Annotated in this window: 17 protein-coding genes; all 17 read left to right on the top strand. The window is 65.7% G+C overall.

The window, feature by feature from the left end; all coding sequences use genetic code 11:
- The first annotated feature begins 3 nt into the window (after positions 1 to 3).
- The 17 genes from ruvX (at position 4) to pyrF (ending at position 18,114) form a co-directional block, all read left to right on the top strand.
- A complete protein-coding gene (ruvX, locus tag QP140_RS00740) occupies positions 4 to 498 on the top strand; it encodes a Holliday junction resolvase RuvX (protein WP_442874955.1) in 495 nt (164 codons plus the stop codon).
- Positions 499 to 644: 146 nt separating this feature from the next.
- Positions 645 to 1,799: an endolytic transglycosylase MltG gene (gene mltG, locus QP140_RS00735; protein WP_284757526.1), complete on the top strand. Its 1,155-nt coding sequence runs from the start codon at positions 645 to 647 to the stop codon at positions 1,797 to 1,799.
- Between the two features lie 28 nt (positions 1,800 to 1,827).
- Positions 1,828 to 2,790: a shikimate dehydrogenase gene (locus QP140_RS00730; protein WP_284757524.1), complete on the top strand. Its 963-nt coding sequence runs from the start codon at positions 1,828 to 1,830 to the stop codon at positions 2,788 to 2,790.
- 121 nt (positions 2,791 to 2,911) lie between these two features.
- Positions 2,912 to 3,370: a prepilin peptidase gene (locus tag QP140_RS00725; protein ID WP_246821294.1), complete on the top strand. Its 459-nt coding sequence runs from the start codon at positions 2,912 to 2,914 to the stop codon at positions 3,368 to 3,370.
- A 33-nt stretch (positions 3,371 to 3,403) separates the two neighbouring features.
- On the top strand, positions 3,404 to 4,606 hold the full coding sequence (aroC, locus tag QP140_RS00720; protein WP_210398539.1) for a chorismate synthase: 1,203 nt from the start codon (positions 3,404 to 3,406) through the stop codon (positions 4,604 to 4,606).
- A 31-nt stretch (positions 4,607 to 4,637) separates the two neighbouring features.
- Positions 4,638 to 5,207, top strand: coding sequence for a shikimate kinase (locus QP140_RS00715; RefSeq protein ID WP_070758950.1), 570 nt, complete (start codon positions 4,638 to 4,640; stop codon positions 5,205 to 5,207).
- A gap of 86 nt (positions 5,208 to 5,293) precedes the next feature.
- Positions 5,294 to 6,403, top strand: coding sequence for a 3-dehydroquinate synthase (gene aroB, locus QP140_RS00710; protein ID WP_284757519.1), 1,110 nt, complete (start codon positions 5,294 to 5,296; stop codon positions 6,401 to 6,403).
- Positions 6,404 to 6,420: 17 nt separating this feature from the next.
- Positions 6,421 to 6,852, top strand: a complete 432-nt coding sequence (aroQ, locus tag QP140_RS00705) for a type II 3-dehydroquinate dehydratase (protein WP_284757730.1) — start codon at positions 6,421 to 6,423, stop codon at positions 6,850 to 6,852.
- A 140-nt stretch (positions 6,853 to 6,992) separates the two neighbouring features.
- Positions 6,993 to 8,078, top strand: coding sequence for a M24 family metallopeptidase (locus tag QP140_RS00700; protein ID WP_284757517.1), 1,086 nt, complete (start codon positions 6,993 to 6,995; stop codon positions 8,076 to 8,078).
- A gap of 91 nt (positions 8,079 to 8,169) precedes the next feature.
- Entirely contained in the window at positions 8,170 to 8,733 is a 564-nt protein-coding gene (gene efp / locus QP140_RS00695) for an elongation factor P (RefSeq protein WP_070758946.1), read from the top strand.
- Positions 8,734 to 8,758: 25 nt separating this feature from the next.
- Positions 8,759 to 9,505 carry a transcription antitermination factor NusB gene (gene nusB, locus QP140_RS00690; RefSeq protein ID WP_284757515.1) on the top strand — a complete coding sequence of 249 codons (747 nt, stop codon included), beginning with the start codon at positions 8,759 to 8,761 and terminating at the stop codon, positions 9,503 to 9,505.
- A 175-nt stretch (positions 9,506 to 9,680) separates the two neighbouring features.
- Positions 9,681 to 10,316: a bifunctional pyr operon transcriptional regulator/uracil phosphoribosyltransferase PyrR gene (gene pyrR / locus QP140_RS00685; RefSeq protein WP_070758944.1), complete on the top strand. Its 636-nt coding sequence runs from the start codon at positions 9,681 to 9,683 to the stop codon at positions 10,314 to 10,316.
- Positions 10,316 to 11,260, top strand: a complete 945-nt coding sequence (locus QP140_RS00680; protein WP_284757512.1) for an aspartate carbamoyltransferase catalytic subunit — start codon at positions 10,316 to 10,318, stop codon at positions 11,258 to 11,260. The genes pyrR and QP140_RS00680 overlap by 1 nt, the downstream gene beginning before the upstream one ends.
- A 24-nt stretch (positions 11,261 to 11,284) precedes the next feature.
- Positions 11,285 to 12,652 carry a dihydroorotase gene (locus QP140_RS00675; RefSeq protein ID WP_284757510.1) on the top strand — a complete coding sequence of 456 codons (1,368 nt, stop codon included), beginning with the start codon at positions 11,285 to 11,287 and terminating at the stop codon, positions 12,650 to 12,652.
- A 59-nt stretch (positions 12,653 to 12,711) separates the two neighbouring features.
- Positions 12,712 to 13,866 carry a glutamine-hydrolyzing carbamoyl-phosphate synthase small subunit gene (carA, locus tag QP140_RS00670; RefSeq protein WP_284757509.1) on the top strand — a complete coding sequence of 385 codons (1,155 nt, stop codon included), beginning with the start codon at positions 12,712 to 12,714 and terminating at the stop codon, positions 13,864 to 13,866.
- A gap of 67 nt (positions 13,867 to 13,933) precedes the next feature.
- Complete coding sequence (gene carB / locus QP140_RS00665) at positions 13,934 to 17,266, top strand: carbamoyl-phosphate synthase large subunit (RefSeq protein WP_284757507.1); 3,333 nt, start codon at positions 13,934 to 13,936, stop codon at positions 17,264 to 17,266.
- Positions 17,266 to 18,114 (top strand): orotidine-5'-phosphate decarboxylase, encoded by an 849-nt coding sequence (pyrF, locus tag QP140_RS00660; protein WP_070758939.1) that lies wholly within the window; start codon positions 17,266 to 17,268, stop codon positions 18,112 to 18,114. The genes carB and pyrF overlap by 1 nt, the downstream gene beginning before the upstream one ends.
- The last annotated feature ends 42 nt before the right edge of the window (positions 18,115 to 18,156 follow it).

Raw genomic sequence — 18,156 nt, 5'->3', positions numbered from 1 at the left:
CCGATGGCATCCGATTTTTCCCGCGAGGAGATTTCGCCAGATCGTCCCGACCCGGAAACCGACCCGGGGCGGGGACGGCGGCTGGCTCTCGACGTCGGCAGTGTGCGGATCGGCGTTGCGCTGAGCGACCCGGATGGCATCCTGGCCTCTCCACTGGAGACGGTCGCCGCCGCCGTCGACGGCTCCGATGTGTCGCGCGTCGTGGAACTGATCGAGGAGAACTTCGTCGTGGAGGTCGTCGTCGGTCTTCCGGTGGCGCTGCGCGGCAACCACACCGCGAGCACCGCGGCAGCCCTCGACTTTTACGAGGACCTGGCCGAAGAGCTGCCCGACCTCCCGATACGGCTCGTCGACGAACGCATGTCCACCATGGCAGCCACCCAGGCCTTTCAGGCCTCCGGGGTGAGCGCCAAGAAGGGTCGAAAGCGGATTGACCAAGCCGCGGCGGTGCACATTCTCCAGGGGTGGCTTGACTCCCGTCGGCGCGTCATCTCGTAATCGAATTGTGATCATGGAATAATGTCCGATGATCGATCCACGATCATCGGATGCATCGCTGTCCCATGGCGATGCTTCGCGTTGCCTTCACGCTTCGAGCGTGGCCGCGCGTTCCGTAGCACCTGAGATCCGAAAGGCATAGTTGCATGACCCTGAAGCGGAGTATGCAACCGAAGTACCGGCGCCGCCGTCAACTGGCAGTCGCGCTGGCTTTGGCGCTCACCCTGCTGTTGGTGGGCATCTCCGGGTACGTCTGGTACCAGCGGTCCGTCGTCGGCCAGCGCGACTACGAGGGTGCGGGCAATGGAACGGTCGTGATGGTCAAGGTCGGCGAGGGGGACAGCCTGTCTTCCATCGCCCCGACATTGGTGGAGAAGAAGGTTGTTGGCTCCCGGCGGGCGCTGATGCGCGAGGCCGAAGCCCGTGACGCCAGCCTGCAGACCGGTTACTATCCGCTTCAGGAAAAAATGTCGGCCTCGGCCGCGCTGGACGCGCTGACAGACGACGCTAACCGCCGCGGCGTCGTCGACATCCCGACCGGCCTGCCGCTGGAGGACGTCACCGTCGTGGGCGGGAAGACGCGCGAGGGGATTTACTCGCTGATCTCCGCCCAGACCTGCTCGAGCGAGGATGAGTGCATCTCCTCCGATACGCTGCGCGAAGCCGTGGTCAGCTCCACCCCGGAGGAGTTGGAGGTGCCGCAGTGGGCGAAGGGGGCGGTGGCCGACCGCGCCGATGATCCGCGCCGCATCGAGGGGCTGATCTCCCCGGGCGTGCACCTTTTCGACCCGACCTCGACCCCGCAGGAGATCATGCGCGAGCTGATCAGCAACTCTGCGGCGGAATACGAGGCGACGGGGCTGCTCAAGGCTGCTGAGACTGTGGGCCTGAGCCCATATGAGATGATCACCGCGGCCTCCCTGGTGGAACGCGAGGCGCCTGCCGGGGACTTCGACAAGGTTGCTCGCGTGATCCTCAACCGACTCAAGGAAGACCAGCGTCTGGAGTTCGACTCCACGGTGAACTACGACGTCGACGAGCAGGAGGTCGCCACGACGGATAGCGACCGCGCTCGCCGCACCCCGTGGAATACTTATGCGAAGAAGGGGCTGCCGGAGACCCCTATCGCCTCCCCGGGTATTCAGGCGCTGCAGGCGATGGAGCACCCCGCTGAGGGCGATTGGCTCTACTTCGTCACCATCAACAAGGATGGCGAGACCGTGTTCAACCGGGACTTCGATGCCCACGAGGCCGCGATCGAGAAGGCGCGCGCCAACGGCGTGCTGGACTCGGCCCGCTAAGCAATAAGCCAGGAGGAAGAGGAAGCCGATGTCGGAAAGCCAGGATGCCCAGTTGTCTACCGGCGGTGACCCTCAGCCCACTGCGGACTCGGCAGGTGCGAGTGTGCTCAGTCCGGAAGAATTTTTTGCGCTAAGCGGCCCCCGCTGCGCGGTCCTGGGCAGCCCGGTGTCGCATTCGCTGTCCCCGGTGATCCACAAGGCTGGCTACCGGGCCACGGGCCTGGACCTGGATTACTACCGGGTGGAGGCGCCGGAGGCCCGGGACATCCGGGTGATCGTTCAGGCGCAGGATCCGGACATCCGCGGATTGTCCGTCACCATGCCGGGCAAGGGCGCAGCACTCGAGCTGGCGGGGCTGGCGACGAAGCGGGCCGAGGACATCGGCTCCGCCAACACGCTGGTGCCGCAGGAGGATGGCCGCTGGCTCGCGGATAACACCGACGTCGACGGTCTCACCGCCTGCCTGAACGCGGTGGCAGCCGAGCTCACCGAGCGCGATCCGGAACGAGGCGCACCCTTCGCCGGGCAGACGGCCGTCATTGTCGGTAACGGTGGCACCGCCCGCCCCGCCGTTGCTGCCGCAGCGGCTGCCGGATTCTCCGAGATTAACGTGGTCGCCCGTTCGGAGCGTGCGCTGAACCTGCAGGCGCTCACCGAGTCGCTGGGCATGGAGTTTTCCTGGACCCGGTTCGATGCCCCGGAGCTGGGCCACGTGTGTGGCCAGGCTGCAGCGCTGATTTCGACGGTCCCGGAGGACGTCGCTGCGGAGTACGTGGATGAGTTCTGTCGCGCTGAGTCTGTCATCGACGTGATCTACGATCCTTATCCGACCGCGCTGTTGGCTCAGGCCAAGCAGCAGGGGCTGCCAGTCTCCGATGGTCTGCAGATGCTCGCTGGCCAGGCGGAGGAGCAGTTCCGGCTGTTCACCGGCCAGCAGGCTCCCGAGGGACTATTCTTGGCCGAACTGCACCAGCACCTGGCGCTGGACTAAGCCGGAGCATTATCTTCTCAGCGCAGGCGGGGAAAGAGATTCCTGCGTGGGGACGCAGGGGGCGCTTTGCGGCAGGGGAGAAGACTGTAGGGGAGCAAGATTAAGGGGGGAGCCATCGGTGATGTGCGCCGTGCTTGCCACGCTTGGCGTGGCTGTGGCCTACCTGGGGGTCGTAGATTGGCGGCATCGCCGCATCCCCAACGCCGTGGTGCTCCCCAGCATCCTCTCTGCTGTTGTCGCGGCGTGTGTCTGGCAGCCTTCAGCACTCGTCGGGGGCGCGGTGTGGTGGCTATTGTTCAGCTTCTTCCACCAACGCTCTGTAAAGAACCGCCACGAGGGGAGCGGAGCTCCTGGCCAGTACTTCGGTGGCGGGGACGCCAAGTTTGCGGCGGTGTGCGGCATCCTTGCTGCCTGGCACGGAGTGGGTTGGGTGTTGCTCGCCATCGGCACTTCCGGCGTGCTCACGACCGGCGGGATACTGATCCAGGATCGGGCCAGAAAGGCTCCACCCCATCGGCCTGTCGCCATGGGACCGGCAATGGTTCTGGGTACGCTGCTGGCCTTCGCAGTGTCCTTATAATTGTTCGATAGCTCACATAGTAGACTTGTCGGCATGCTTCGATGGACTACTGCTGGTGAATCCCATGGCCAGGCGCTGATCGCGCTGGTGGAAAACCTCCCCGCTGGGCTGAGCGTGACTCGCGAGGATGTCGCGGAACAGCTCGCCCGCCGTCGCCTCGGCTATGGTCGCGGCGCCCGGATGAAGTTTGAGGCGGACGAGCTGACCTTCGTCTCTGGCGTCCGACACGGCAAGACCCTCGGCAGCCCGGTGGCCGTCATGATTGGCAACACCGAGTGGCCGAAGTGGACCACCATCATGTCCGCCGACCCGGTTGATCTGGAGGACCCGGAGGTGGCCAAGGCGATGGCCTCCGGTCGCGGGGCGAAACTCACCCGCCCGCGCCCGGGTCACGCGGACTTCGCCGGCATGCTGAAGTACGACCACGACGAGGCCCGCCCGATCCTGGAGCGTGCCTCCGCCCGCGAGACCGCTGCCCGCGTCGCCGCCGCTACCTTCGCCCGCGCCCTGCTGCGCGAGGTACTGGGAGTGGAGGTCTTCAGCCACGTCGTTTCGATCGGTCGTAGCGAGCCCTATACCGGCCCCACCCCGAGTTTCTCCGACTTGGAAGCTATCGACGCCTCCCCGGTGCGCGCCTTCGATAAGGCCTCGGAGGACGCGATGGTCGAGGAGATCAAGGCGGCCAAGAAGAGCGGCGACACCCTCGGCGGCATCGTGGAGGTCGTGGTCAAGGGCCTGCCGATCGGCTTGGGCTCCCACACGTCCGGTGACGCTCGCCTCGACGCCCAGTTGGCTTCCGCCGTCATGGGGATCCAGGCCATCAAGGGGGTCGAGATCGGCGACGGCTTCGAGGAAGCCCGCCGCCGCGGCTCCGAAGCCCACGACGAGATGGTGCGCGAGGACGGGGAGATCACCCGACTGAGCAACCGCGCTGGCGGGATCGAGGGCGGCATGACCAACGGTGAGGACGTCATCGTCCGCGCCGCGATGAAGCCGATCAGCACGGTCCCGCGCGCCCTGCGCACCGTCGACATGGCCACCGGAGAGGCCGCGACCGGCATCCACCAGCGTTCCGACGTCGTCGCCGTCCCCGCAGCAGGAGTCGTCGCCGAGGCGATGGTCGCCCTCGTGCTGGCTCGGGCCACCGTTGAGAAGTTCGGGGGCGATTCCCTCGCCGAGATGAAGCGCAACGTGGCCGCTTATCAGCAGCAGGTCGCCGAGCGGCTGGATTTCTAACCAACCCGCAGACAAGGAGGCTTCGCGAAAGATGACTCGACCAGGGCAATCCACACCGGTTAACGCGCAGCACACGGCACCTGGGCAGCGCCCCAAGGTTGTGCTCGCTGGGTTGCCGGGCGCGGGTAAATCCACGATGGGCCGGCGCATCGGGCATGCCCTCCACCTGCCCGTCATCGATACCGATGAGCTCATCGCCGAACGCTTCAACAAGCCCTGCGGCGACGTGCTGCGGGAGCTCGGCGAGGAGAAATTCCGCGCTGCTGAGGAGGAAGCCGTCGCTCAGGCACTGCAGACTAACGCGGTGGTGTCCCTGGGCGGGGGAGCTGTGAAGAGCGCGAAGACCCGCGAGGCCCTCATGAACCACCAAGTCGTCTACCTCTATGTAGACGTCGCTGAGGGCGTGCGCCGTACCTCCGGGAACAAAACCCGCCCGCTGCTGGATGTCCCCAACCCCGAAGAGGTCTATCAGCGACTCTACGACGAGCGCCACGAGCTCTATGAAGAGGTTGCGAGCTTCCGCATCCGCTCCGGCAACCACGACCCGCAGCGGACAGTGACTGCCATCCTGCAGTACCTCGAAGACGCGGAACAGCTCTAGGAGACATCACTGGGCCGTTCACCCGCGGCACTGCCACCACGGCCGACCACCAAACCACCACAGCGATTGAGAAAGAACGTGACAGCGTGACAACGCCTTACTCCACGCAGCAGCCCACCCCAACGCGCATCGATGTGCGCACCGCTTCGCCGTACCCGGTCCTCATCAGCCGCGGCATCGAGACGATGATCCCGCCGATGCTCGAGGCCACCGAGGGCGCCAGCACCTTCCTGATCATCCACCAGCCGGCCCTGGCTGAGCGCGCAGCCCATGTCGCGAAATTGCTGGAGGCCGAGGGCAAGGTCGCCGAGCTGCTGGAGATCTCCGACGCTGAGGACGGCAAGACCATTGCATCAGCCGAGCGTTGCTGGGATCGCTGCGCGGATGCCGGGCTGACGCGTCAGGACTGCATCGTCTCCGTGGGCGGTGGCGCTGCCACCGACCTCGCCGGGTTCATCGCCGCCACCTGGATGCGCGGTATCCGTGTGGCACACGTCCCGACCTCCTTGCTGGGGATGGTCGACGCCGCGGTGGGCGGCAAGACGGGGATCAACACCACCCGGGGTAAGAACCTCGTCGGTGCTTTCCACGAACCGGCCGCGGTCCTCATCGACCTGGACACCCTCAAAGATCTGCCACGCGAGGAGCTCATCGCTGGCTCCGCGGAGATCATCAAGGCAGGTTTCATCCGTGACGAGCGCATCATCGAGATCTATGAGGAGGACCCGGTCGAGGCGCTGAACCCCGCCGGTGATGTACTCCCGGAGCTGATCGAGCGGGCGATCAAGGTCAAGGCAGAGGTGGTGGCCCAGGACCTCAAGGAGTCCTATATCCGGGAGATCCTCAACTACGGGCACACCTTCTGCCACGCGGTCGAGCAGCAGGAGAACTACCGCTGGCGTCACGGTCAGGCCGTGGGCGTGGGCATGATGTTCGAGGCTGAGCTGGCCAAGGCCGCCGGTCTCATCGACCAGCAGCTCGTGGACCGGCACCGGAACATCCTGCGCAGCGTTGGGTTGGCGACGACCTATCAGCACTCCGATTTCGACACCCTCATTGAGGTCATGGGGCGGGATAAAAAGAATAAGCAGGGCAAGATTCGCTTCGTCGTCCTCGAGGGACTGGCGAAACCAACCCGGCTCGAGTCCCCGAGCAGGGAACACCTGGACGCAGCGTGGGAGGCGATTTCGCAGTGACCGCACAGGAACAGCAGCTGACGGTGAGCGTGCTCAACGGCCCGAACCTCAACCGGCTGGGCAAGCGCCAGCCGGAGGTCTACGGGGCGACGACGCTAGCCGACGTTGAGGCCCTGATCGCCGATGAGGCGGCACGCCTGGGTGTGGCGGTGGAGTTCTTCCAGAGCAACAACGAAGGCGAGATGCTGGACCGCATCCATGCGGCAGCTGACCAGGGGCATGCGGTGATCATCAACCCGGGTGGCTGGACGCACACTTCTGTGGCGCTGCGCGACGCTCTCGCGGAGGTCGCCGACGGGCAGGGCTTCGTGGAGGTCCACATTTCCAACGTCCACGCCCGCGAGCCCTTCCGTCACCACAGCTACCTCAGCCCCATTGCCCGCGGCGTGATCGCTGGCTTGGGGATCGAGGGATACCTGGCGGCCCTGCGTTACCTCGCGCAGAGCTAGCACCGCCGACGTCTTTGAGGGCGGGGTCGGGCTCAACGCTCCGCGCAATGACCCGCGCCTGCGAGTGTGGACGCCCAGGGGAGTAGCGTGGGGGTGATTGAACCCAGCATGGGGGAAACAACGATCGAAGGAGAGCGCGAATGACCCAGACTCAGCGATACGCCGAGCGCCGCAACAAGCTTGCCGCACGCCTACAGGAGCGCGACCTGCCGGGCCTTCTGGTCACTGACCTGAAGAACGTTCGCTACCTCACCGGTTTCAGTGGCTCCAATGCGGTGTACCTGCAGCGGCCGGACGGCCGGGGCGTGCTCGGCACCGATGGCCGATACGCCACCCAGGTGGAGATCGAGACCGGCCAGCCAGAGGATGTCGAGCTCCTCATCGACAATAAGCTGCTCGAGCAAGTCCCGGAGCGGGCTCAGGTCACCGGCTTTGCTGTGGAGTCCAGCCTGAGCATCGGCGAGGCGAAGAAGCTTGCCGCGGACGGGCCGCTGCCGGAGGTGGCGGTCGGCATCGTCGAGGAGCTTCGCTTGGTCAAGGACAGCGCGGAGATCGCCGCCCTCGAGGCAGCCGGGGAGCTCGCAGATTCGGTGTGGCAGGAATTCCTCGACGAGGGCGGCATCCGCGAGGGACGCACTGAAATCGAGGCCGCAGCGGACCTTGAGTACCGCCTGCGCAAGGCCGGTGCCGAAGCACTGAGCTTCGATACCATCCTGGCGTCGGGAGTTAACGCCACCAAGCCGCACGCCGGTGTCTCCCGCGACCCGATCGTGCCCGGTCTGGTCACCGTCGATTTCGGCATCTACCTGGACGGTTACGCCTCCGACCAGACACGCACCGTCTGCGTGGGGGAGCCGGACGAGCTCTCCGCCACCCTCTACGACGTCGTCCTGCGCTCGCAGCGGGCTGGTGCCGCGGCCGTCGCCCCGGGAACCGCTCTGTTCGATATCGATAAGACCTGCCGGGACATCATCACCGATGCTGGCTACGGCGAGTACTTCGTGCACTCGACGGGCCACGGCGTGGGCCTGGACGTCCACGAAGCGCCGTCGGCGAACTCCCGGGTCGACCGATCAGTAACGCTTGCTGAGGGGATGACGCTGACCGTGGAGCCGGGGATCTACATCCCGGGCAAGACCGGCCTGCGCATCGAAAACACCTACGTGGTCACGGCCGACGGGGCGAAGAGCTGCAACGCCTCCAGCACTGATCTGCGCATCGTTTAAGGTGTTAGAATAAGTCGAACGAGAACGCCCGAGACCTCGGGCGTCGACGTGCGCGCAAAAAATCTCAACGAGAATAGAGGAGCCTGAACTAGTGGCAACCACTGCAGATTTCAAAAACGGTATGGTCCTGATGATCGACGGCAAGCTGCAACAGATCGTGGAGTTCCAGCACGTCAAGCCAGGTAAGGGCCCGGCGTTTGTGCGTACGAAGCTCAAGGACGTCGTCTCCGGCAAGACCGTGGACAAGACCTTCAACGCAGGTGTGAAGGTCGAGCAGGCCACCGTCGACCGCCGCGACATGACCTACCTGTACAACGACGGCTCCGCCTACGTCCTCATGGACGACAAGACCTTCGACCAGGTCGAGCTGCAGCCGGAGCTCATGGGTGACGGCGCGAAGTTCCTGCTGGAGAACTCCCGCGTCAACGTTTCCTTCCACGACGGCCAGGCGCTGTTCGCTGAGCTGCCGGCCAACGTTGACCTCAAGATCGAGCACACCGATCCGGGCCTGCAGGGCGACCGCTCCACCGGTGGCTCCAAGCCAGCCACCCTGGAGACCGGTGCCGAGATCCAGGTGCCGCTGTTCATCGAGACCGGCAACGTCGTCAAGGTGGACACCCGCACCGGCGAGTACCTGTCCCGCGTCACCCAGTAACACCCCAGGAGCCTGATACTTCCTCATGGTTGAACCACAGTCGCCGTCGCCATCCTCGCGCCCCGAAAGCCAGAACCCGCAGTCTGCGGGGGAGGGCAAAGGCTCGAAGGATGAGCGTTCGGCTGCGCGTTTCAAGCGGCGTGGTGCGCGCTATAAGGCCCGCCGCCGTGCCGTGGACATCCTCTTCGAGGCGGAGTTCCGCGACATCGACCCGGTCGACATCATGGAAGAGCGCGCGGAGCTAGCTAAGGATCAGGAAAACCAGATCAAGCCGATCCCGGAGTACACCTCCCAGATCGTGCCCGGCGTGGCAAGTAACCTCGACGCGATCGACGACGCCATCGCCGTGCACCTCACCAGCGATTGGACCCTGGATCGCATCCCCGCCGTGGACCGCGCGGTCATGCGCGTGGCGGCGTGGGAACTGATGTTTAACCCGGACGTTCCGCACCGCGTTGCCCTGTCCGAGGGGATCGAACTTGCCAGCGAGTACTCCCACGTCAAGGCCCCGGACTACGTCAACGCTGTGCTCGACGGCGTGGCCACAGACGCGGACGCCGCGATGGCTGACCGTCTGGCCACCCAGCGCGAGCAGGAACAGTCGGGGTCCGAGGAGGGCTCTGCTCCTGCCCCGGCAGATATCGAGGCGCTGGTTGATTCCGTGATCGCAGACCCCACCGAGCAGGTGGGGAACGGCGCCGCAGAAGAGACCGAAGACGGCCAGGCGGGGGTTGGCGAAGACACCGCCGCTGACGGCCAGAACTCCGTCTAAAAAGCGAGGTTTTTCAGTCGCGGCATCGTGTCGGCGAATGAGTAAATCGCACCCATCTACCCCCGGTTGCCCCGCGCAGCCGGGGGTAGTGCTTTGTGCTATCGTTCACATGAAAGGTTTTCTTTCAGAGGCATCCTTTAACAGACCGCACAGAGAGGCGGGAAAGGAGGTCACGATGAATCCGACAGTCGATCAGCACTCCGTGGTTCTGCTGAACCCGGACGATGTCAATCGCACGGTCGCACGCATCGCGCACCAAATCATTGAGAAGACGGCTCTAGACAGCGGATCCGCCCGGCGGGTCGTGGTGTTGGGTATTCCGTCTGGGGGAGTGCCGCTCGCGGAGCGGCTGCAGAAAAAGATCAGCGAATTCAGTGGCGTGGATGTGTTCCAAGGCTCGCTGGATATCACGCTGTACCGGGACGATCTGGGGCGCGGCCCGCACCGTGCTCTCAAGCCCACGATCATCCCGGACGAGGGGATCGACGGCGCAACCGTCATCTTGGTCGACGACGTCCTGTTTTCGGGCCGCACCATCCGCGCCGCGTTGGACGCCCTCCGGGATCTCGGCCGTCCCGATACCGTCCAGCTGGCCGTCCTGATTGACCGCGGTCACCGGCAGCTGCCGATTCGCGCCGATTACGTGGGCAAGAACATTCCGACGGCAGCCTCCGAGGACGTCACCGTCGCTCTCCACGAGCTCGACGGCCGCGACGAGGTCACCCTGACCCGGTCGACCACACCCGCCGACCAGCAACCAGCGAATCAGGGCGGGCAGGTACCGTCCGCCGCAGACAAGGGGCGTGCGTAGTGAAGAACCTGCTCAGCATTTCCGATCTCACTCCGAATGAGATTGTGAGCATCATGGACGAGGCGGACCGCTTCGCCGAGGCGCTGAAGGGCCGCGAGGTCAAGAAGCTGCCCACCCTGCGGGGGCGCACCGTGTTCACGATGTTCTACGAAAACTCCACCCGCACCCGGGCCAGCTTCGAGACGGCGGGGAAGTGGATGAGCGCGGACGTTATCAACATCTCCGCGTCCTCCTCGAGCGTGAAGAAGGGCGAGTCCCTCCGGGACACGGCACTGACGCTGAAGTCCATCGGCGCCGACGCACTGGTCATGCGCCACCCGTCCTCCGGGGCGGCGCAGCACGTTGCCAACTTCATCGGCGATACCGCGGTGATCAACGCCGGAGATGGCTCCAACCAGCACCCCACCCAGGCGCTGCTCGACGCCACGACGCTGCGCCGTCAACGGGGTGATCTGTCGGGGCAGCACGTCGTGATCGTCGGTGACATCCTGCACTCCCGCGTCGCCCGCTCCAACGCGCAGCTGCTCAATGCCCTCGGCGCAGATGTCACCTTCGTCGCACCTCCGACGCTGCTTCCGATCGGGGTGGAGAACTGGGGCGTGCGCGTGAGCCACGATCTTGACGCGGAGCTGCCGAGCGCCGACGCGGTCATGATGCTGCGGGTCCAGGCGGAGCGCATGAACGGTGGTTTCTTCCCCTCGCACCGCGAGTACGCCACCCGATACGGGCTGTCGAAGGCCCGCCACGCCATGTTGAAGCCGGGCGCGGTTGTGATGCACCCAGGCCCGATGTTGCGCGGCATGGAGATCAACTACAGCGTCGCGGACGCCCCGAACACCGTCGTGCTCCAGCAGGTCACTGCCGGTGTTCACGTCCGCATGGCGATCCTCTTCCAGCTGCTGATCGGCGGCCACTCGGCCTCCGAGACCGAGACAGACGCTTAAGGCCAGAAAGGATAAGCGATTTTTATGGTCGACAACAAGAACTTTCCCCCGACTGGCCCACTGGCTGCGCACCCGGCGGGTGCCGAGAACGCGGTGCTCCTCAAGGGCGTGCTCATCTACGGTGAAGGGGAGCCGCAGGATGTCCTGCTCTCCGACGGCGTGATCGCCAAGATCGGCGCGGATCTCTCCGACGAGGCTCCGGCTGAGGCCGAGGTGCTCGACCTTGCCGGCCAGGTGCTCCTGCCGGGCCTGGTGGACATGCATGTTCACCTGCGCGAGCCGGGCCGCGAGGATACCGAGACCATCGCCTCCGGCTCCGCGGCGGCTGTCAAGGGCGGGTTTACCGCCGTGTTCACCATGGCTAATACCTCCCCGGTCATGGACGACCCCGCCATCGCGGAAAGCGTCTGGTACAAGGGCCAGAACACGAACCTCTGCGACGTCCACCCCGTCGGTTCCATCTCCAAGGGACTGGCGGGCAAGGAGCTCACCGAATTCGGCATGATGGCCGATTCCGACGCCAAGGTGCGCATGTTCTCCGACGACGGCAAGTGCGTCGACGACCCGCGCCTGATGCGTCGCGCAATCGAGTACTCGCGTGGCATGGACGTGCTGCTCGCGCAGCACTGCGAGGAGCCCCGCCTGACCGAGGGCGCGGTCGCCCACGAAGGCGAGACTGCCGCCCGCCTGGGCCTTCGTGGTTGGCCACGCGTGGCGGAGGAGTCCATCGTCGCCCGCGACGCCCTCATGGCCCGCGACTACGGCGGTCGGCTCCACATCTGTCACGCCTCCACGGAAGGCACCGTCGAGCTGCTGCGCTGGGCGAAGGGACAGGACATCCCGCTGTCCGCCGAAGTCACCCCGCACCACCTGATCCTCACCGACTCTCGGTTGGAGACCTTCGACGGCGTGAACCGCGTGAACCCGCCGCTGCGTGAGGAGCGGGACACCCTGGCCCTGCGCCAGGCACTCATCGACGGCGTGGTGGACTGCGTGGCCACCGACCACGCCCCGCACTCCTCCGAGGAGAAGTGCTGCGAATTCGACCAGGCTCGTCCGGGCATGCTCGGCCTGGAGACCTCCCTGGCGATCATCGCGGACCTCTTCGTCATCAACGGCGATCAGGACTGGCGCTTCGTCGCCAAGGTGATGTCCGAGCGGCCAGCCGAGATCACCAAGCTGCCGGGCCACGGCCGCCCGATCGCCGAAGGCGAGCCAGCGAACCTGTGCGTGGTGGATACCAACGCTAGCTGGACCGCCGAGGCCAAGCAGATGGCCTCCAAGTCCGAGAACAACCCTTACGAAGGCATGCCCATGCCGGTTCGGGTATCCACGACGATCCTGCGTGGCAAGGTGACATGCCGCGACGGCAACCCTGTGACAACCGACTAGCTGCCCGATAACTCAACAATCGGCGACTGACCTTGAAAGAAAAACTAAGGACTAAAGATATGCAGACTCACACTCCAGCAGCACTGGTTCTCGCAGACGGCACGATCTACCGCGGCTTCGCGATGGGCGCGACCGGCAAGACCCTCGGCGAGGCAGTGTTCACCACCGCCATGACCGGCTACCAGGAGACCCTCACCGACCCCTCCTTCCACCGTCAAATCACGGTGCTCACCGCCCCACAGATCGGTAACACCGGCTGGAACGACGAGGACTCCGAGTCCCGCGACGGCAAGATCTGGGCCGCTGGCCTGGTCATCCGCGACCTCTCCAACACCGTCAGCAACTGGCGAGCCAAGCGCAGCCTCAACGAGGAGCTCGAGGCACAGGGCATCGTCAGCATCTGCGGCGTGGATACCCGCTCCGTCGTACGCCACCTGCGCGAGGAGGGATCCATCGCCGCGGGCATCTTCTCCGGCGACGCCCTCGGCACGGACGAGGAGATGATCGCCCAGGTCAAGGAGCAGCCGTCGATGAGCGGCGCGGACCTGACCGCGGACGTCACCACCGACGAGCCTTATGTCGTCGACGCGGAAGGGGAGCGCAAGTACACCGTCCTCGCCTACGACATGGGCATTAAGACCAACACGCCGCGCGAGTTCGCCAAGCGCGGCATCCGCACCGTCGTCATTCCGGCCGATACCGAGTTCTCCACCCTCGAGGGCTACTTGAGCGAGTACGAGGCCCAGGGCGTGTTCGCCTCCAACGGCCCGGGTGACCCGGCCACCGCCGACCACACGGTGGAGCAGGTCAAGAAGGTGCTCGAGGCCGACATCCCGTTCTTCGGCATCTGCTTCGGCAACCAGCTCTTTGGCCGTGCCCTCGGCCTGGACACCTACAAGCTGAAGTTCGGCCACCGCGGCACCAACGTGCCGGTGAAGGACCTGGAGACTGGCAAGGTCGCGATCACCGCCCAGAACCACGGCTTCGCCCTCGCGGCCCCCGCCGGCGGCCTGGAGAAGGAATTCGACACGCCGTTCGGTTCCGCCAAGGTCACCCACATCTGCCTCAACGATGACGTCGTCGAGGGTGTGGCGTTGACCAGCGGACGCGCCTTCTCGGTGCAGTACCACCCGGAGTCCGCCGCCGGCCCGCATGACGCAAACCCCCTGTTCGACCACTTCCTCAACCTGTTGGAGCAGGAGAAGAAGGCCTAAGCCGACGCCTTCTCACAGCACAGAACGCATCCAGCAGCACAACGCCCAACAGAAAGAGAAAACACTCATGCCACGTCGTGAAGACATCAACCACGTCCTCGTCATCGGTTCCGGCCCGATCGTCATCGGTCAGGCCTGCGAGTTCGACTACTCCGGCACCCAGGCCTGCCGAGTGCTCAAGGAAGAGGGCCTCCGCGTCACCCTGATCAACTCCAACCCGGCGACCATCATGACCGACCCGGAGTTCGCCGACCACACCTACATCGAGCCGATTCAGCCGGAGTACATCGAGAAGATCTTCGCCAAGGAAAAGGCAGAGGGGCACCCGATCGACGCCGTGCTGGCCACCCTCGGCGGACAGACCGCGCTGAACGCCGCGATCCAGCTGGACCGCCGCGGCATCCTCGACAAGTACGGCGTCGAGCTCATCGGCGCGGACATCGACGCCATCGAGCGCGGCGAGGACCGCCAGAAGTTCAAGGACATCGTCGAGAAGATCGGTGGATCCTCCGCCCGCTCCCGCGTCTGCCACAACATGGACGAGGTCCACGAGACCGTCGCCGAGCTGGGCTTGCCAGTCGTCGTCCGCCCGTCCTTCACCATGGGCGGCCTTGGCTCCGGCCTGGCCTTCGACTACGAGGACCTGGAGCGCATCGCCGGCGGCGGCCTCGCCGCGTCCCCGGAGGCCAACGTCCTGATCGAGGAGTCCATCCTCGGCTGGAAGGAATTCGAGCTGGAGCTGATGCGCGACGCGAAGGACAACGTGGTCGTCGTCGCCTCCATCGAGAATGTCGACGCCCTGGGCGTCCACACCGGCGACTCCGTCACCGTCGCCCCGTCCATGACCCTGACGGACCGCGAGTTCCAGATCATGCGCGACCAGGGCATCGCCATCCTCCGCGAGGTCGGCGTGGAGACCGGTGGCTGCAACATCCAGTTCGCCATCAACCCCAAGGACGGCCGGATCATCACGATCGAGATGAACCCGCGCGTATCCCGTTCCTCCGCGCTCGCGTCCAAGGCTACTGGCTTCCCGATCGCGAAGCTGGCCGCGAAGCTGGCGATCGGCTATACCCTCGACGAGATCCGCAACGACATCACCCAGGTCACCCCGGCTGCCTTCGAGCCGACTCTGGACTACGTCATCGTCAAGGCTCCGCGCTTCGCCTTTGAGAAGTTCCCGGGCGCCGACGACACCCTCACGACCACGATGAAGTCCGTCGGTGAGGCCATGTCCATCGGCCGCAACTACATCACCGGCCTGAACAAGGTCATGCGTTCCCTGGAGACCAAGCAGGCGGGCTTCTGGACCGTCCCGGATGAGGACTTTGCGGGCGAGCGTGCCACCGACAAGGCAGCCGTCCTCGAGGACTTGAAGCGCCCGACCGAGGGCCGCCTCTACGACGTCGAGCTCGCCATGCGCCTCGGCGCGACCGTGGACGAGATCTACCAGGCCTCCGGCATCGACCCGTGGTTCCTGCACGAACTCATGGCCCTGGTGGAGTTCCGCCAGCAGCTGATCGACGCGCCGGTCCTGGACGTGGATCTCCTGCGTTACGCGAAGTTCCTCGGCCTCTCCGACCGCCAGATCGCCGCCCTGCGTCCGGAGTTCGCAGGTGAGGACGGCGTGCGATCCCTGCGCTGGTCCCTCGGCATCCACCCGGTCTTCAAGACCGTGGACACCTGCGCCGGCGAGTTCGAGGCGAAGACCCCGTACCACTACAGCTCCTATGAGCTGGACCCGAACGCCGAGTCCGAGGTCGAGCCGCAGAAGGAGAAGGAAAAGGTCATCATTCTGGGCTCCGGCCCGAACCGCATCGGCCAGGGCATTGAGTTCGACTACTCCTGCGTCCACGCGGCCCTCGAGCTCTCCCGCGTTGGCTACGAGACCGTGATGGTCAACTGCAACCCGGAGACCGTTTCCACCGACTATGACACCGCCGATCGCCTGTACTTCGAACCGCTGACCTTCGAGGACGTCATGGAGATCTACCGCGCGGAGTCCGAGTCCGGCACCGTCGCGGGCGTGATCGTCCAGCTCGGTGGCCAGACCCCACTGGGCCTGGCGCAGCGCCTCTCCGACGCCGGCGTGCCGATCGTCGGCACCACCCCGGAGGCCATCAACCTGGCGGAGCACCGCGGCGCGTTCGGCAAGGTCCTGCGCGACGCCGAGCTGCCAGCCCCGGCCTTCGGCACCGCCACCAGCTTCGAGGAGGCCCGTGAGGTCGCCGCAAACATCGGTTACCCGGTACTGGTCCGCCCGTCCTACGTCCTCGGTGGCCGAGGCATGGAGATCGTCTACGACGAGGCCAGCCTGCGCGACTACATCTCGCGCGCCACGGAGATCACCGACGAGCACCCGGTCCTGGTCGACCGCTTCCTGGATTCCGCCATCGAGATCGACGTCGACGCCCTCTGCGATGGCGAGGACGTCTACCTCGGCGGCGTGATGGAGCACATCGAGGAGGCCGGTATCCACTCCGGTGACTCCGCCTGTGCGCTGCCACCGATGACGCTGGGGGAGCAGGACATCGAAAAGGTCCGGGAATCCACCCGCAAGCTGGCCCAGGGCATCGGCGTGAAGGGCCTGATGAACGTCCAGTACGCACTGAAGGACGACATCCTCTACGTCATCGAGGCCAACCCGCGCGCCTCCCGCACCGCCCCGTTCGTGTCCAAGGCCACGGGCGTGCAGATGGCCAAGGCCGCCGCGCGCATCATGCTGGGCGCTTCCATCGCCGAGCTCAAGGAGGAAGGCATCCTGCCTTCCGATCGCGACGGTGGCTCGCTGCCGATCGGTCACCCGATTGCCGTCAAGGAGGCAGTGCTGCCGTTCAACCGCTTCCGCAGCTTCGAGGGCAAGGTGCTGGACTCTCTGCTGAGCCCGGAAATGAAGTCCACCGGCGAGGTCATGGGCCTCGACTCGGACTTCGGTACCGCGTTCGCGAAGTCCCAGGAAGGTGCCTACGGCGCGCTGCCGACCAAGGGCAACGTCTTCGTCTCCGTCGCTAACCGCGACAAGCGCACCCTGATCCTCCCGATCCAGCGCCTGGCTTCCTTGGGCTTCAACGTGCTCGCCACCGCGGGCACCGCAAGCATGCTGCGCCGCAATGGCGTGGAGTGCGAGGTCGTCGCGAAGGTCTCCGCCACCAGCGGCGAGGGCGAGAACGCCCGCAACGTCGTGGACTACATCCGCGACGGCGAGATCGACCTGGTCATCAACACCCCGGCCGGTACCGCTGACGCGCGCACCGACGGCTACGAGATCCGCGCGGCCTCTGTGAACAGCGGCGTGCCGTGCGCGACGACCGTTCAGGGCACCGTCGCAGCGGTGCAGGGCATCGAGGCTCTGCTGGACCACGACACCACTGTGACCCCGATTCAGGAAGTGGAGCACTAATGACCACGCCGGTGAGGCAGGCTGCAGACCAGTCTCAGACCTTCGGCGAGCGCTTCCTGGCTCGGGCTGCCGACCTGGGGCCGCTGTGCGTGGGGCTTGACCCGCACGCACACATCCTCGAGCGCTGGGGGTTGAGCTATGACCTGGCCGGGCTGAAAGAATTCACCGATACCGCGGTTGCCGCTTTCCGGGATACCGTCGCCGTCGTCAAGCCACAGGTGGCCTTCTATGAGGCTTTCGGGGCTGCAGGCTTCGAGGTTCTCCAGAACGCGATGGCGGAGCTGCGGGAGGCCGGCGTGCTGGTGATCGCTGACGCCAAGCGAGGCGATATCGGCTCGACCATGGCGGGCTACGCCAGCGCCTGGCTGCGGCCGGGCTCGCCCCTGGAGGCGGACGCGGTGACGGTCTCTCCGTGGCTCGGTGTGGATTCCCTGGCCCCGGTGTTTGAACTGGCAGCCGAGTACAACAAGGGTGCCATCGTGCTCGCGGCGACATCCAACCCGGAGGCCCCGTCTGTGCAGCTGTCCCAGACGCAGTCCGGCGCCACGCTGGCCCAGGCGGTGTGCGACCGCGTGGCCGAACTCAACGCGGGGGACAAGCCCGGCAACGTCGGCGTCGTGGTCGGCGCGACGGTGGAGAATCCACCGGTTCTGGACCAGGTCAACGGCATGATCCTCATGCCCGGCGTCGGGGCCCAGGGCGGCACGATGGCCGATGTGCGGCGTATTTGCGGTGAGGCGGCACGCTTCGCGAGCCCGAATGTCTCCCGCGCTGTCCTGAACGAAGGGCCTGCCGTGGCGGATCTGCAGGCCGCAGCGCGCCGCTTCGCCGCGGAACTTCAGGTGTAGCCTGCAAATTTGGCGAAGGTGAATCCGCGCGTCGCAGTTGCC

The sequence above is a fragment of the Corynebacterium sp. UMB9976 genome (assembly GCF_030212265.1).
Taxonomy (GTDB): Bacteria; Actinomycetota; Actinomycetes; order Mycobacteriales; family Mycobacteriaceae; genus Corynebacterium.
Note: the sequence above shows the minus strand (reverse complement) of the source record. Positions and strands in the feature narration are given on the sequence as shown.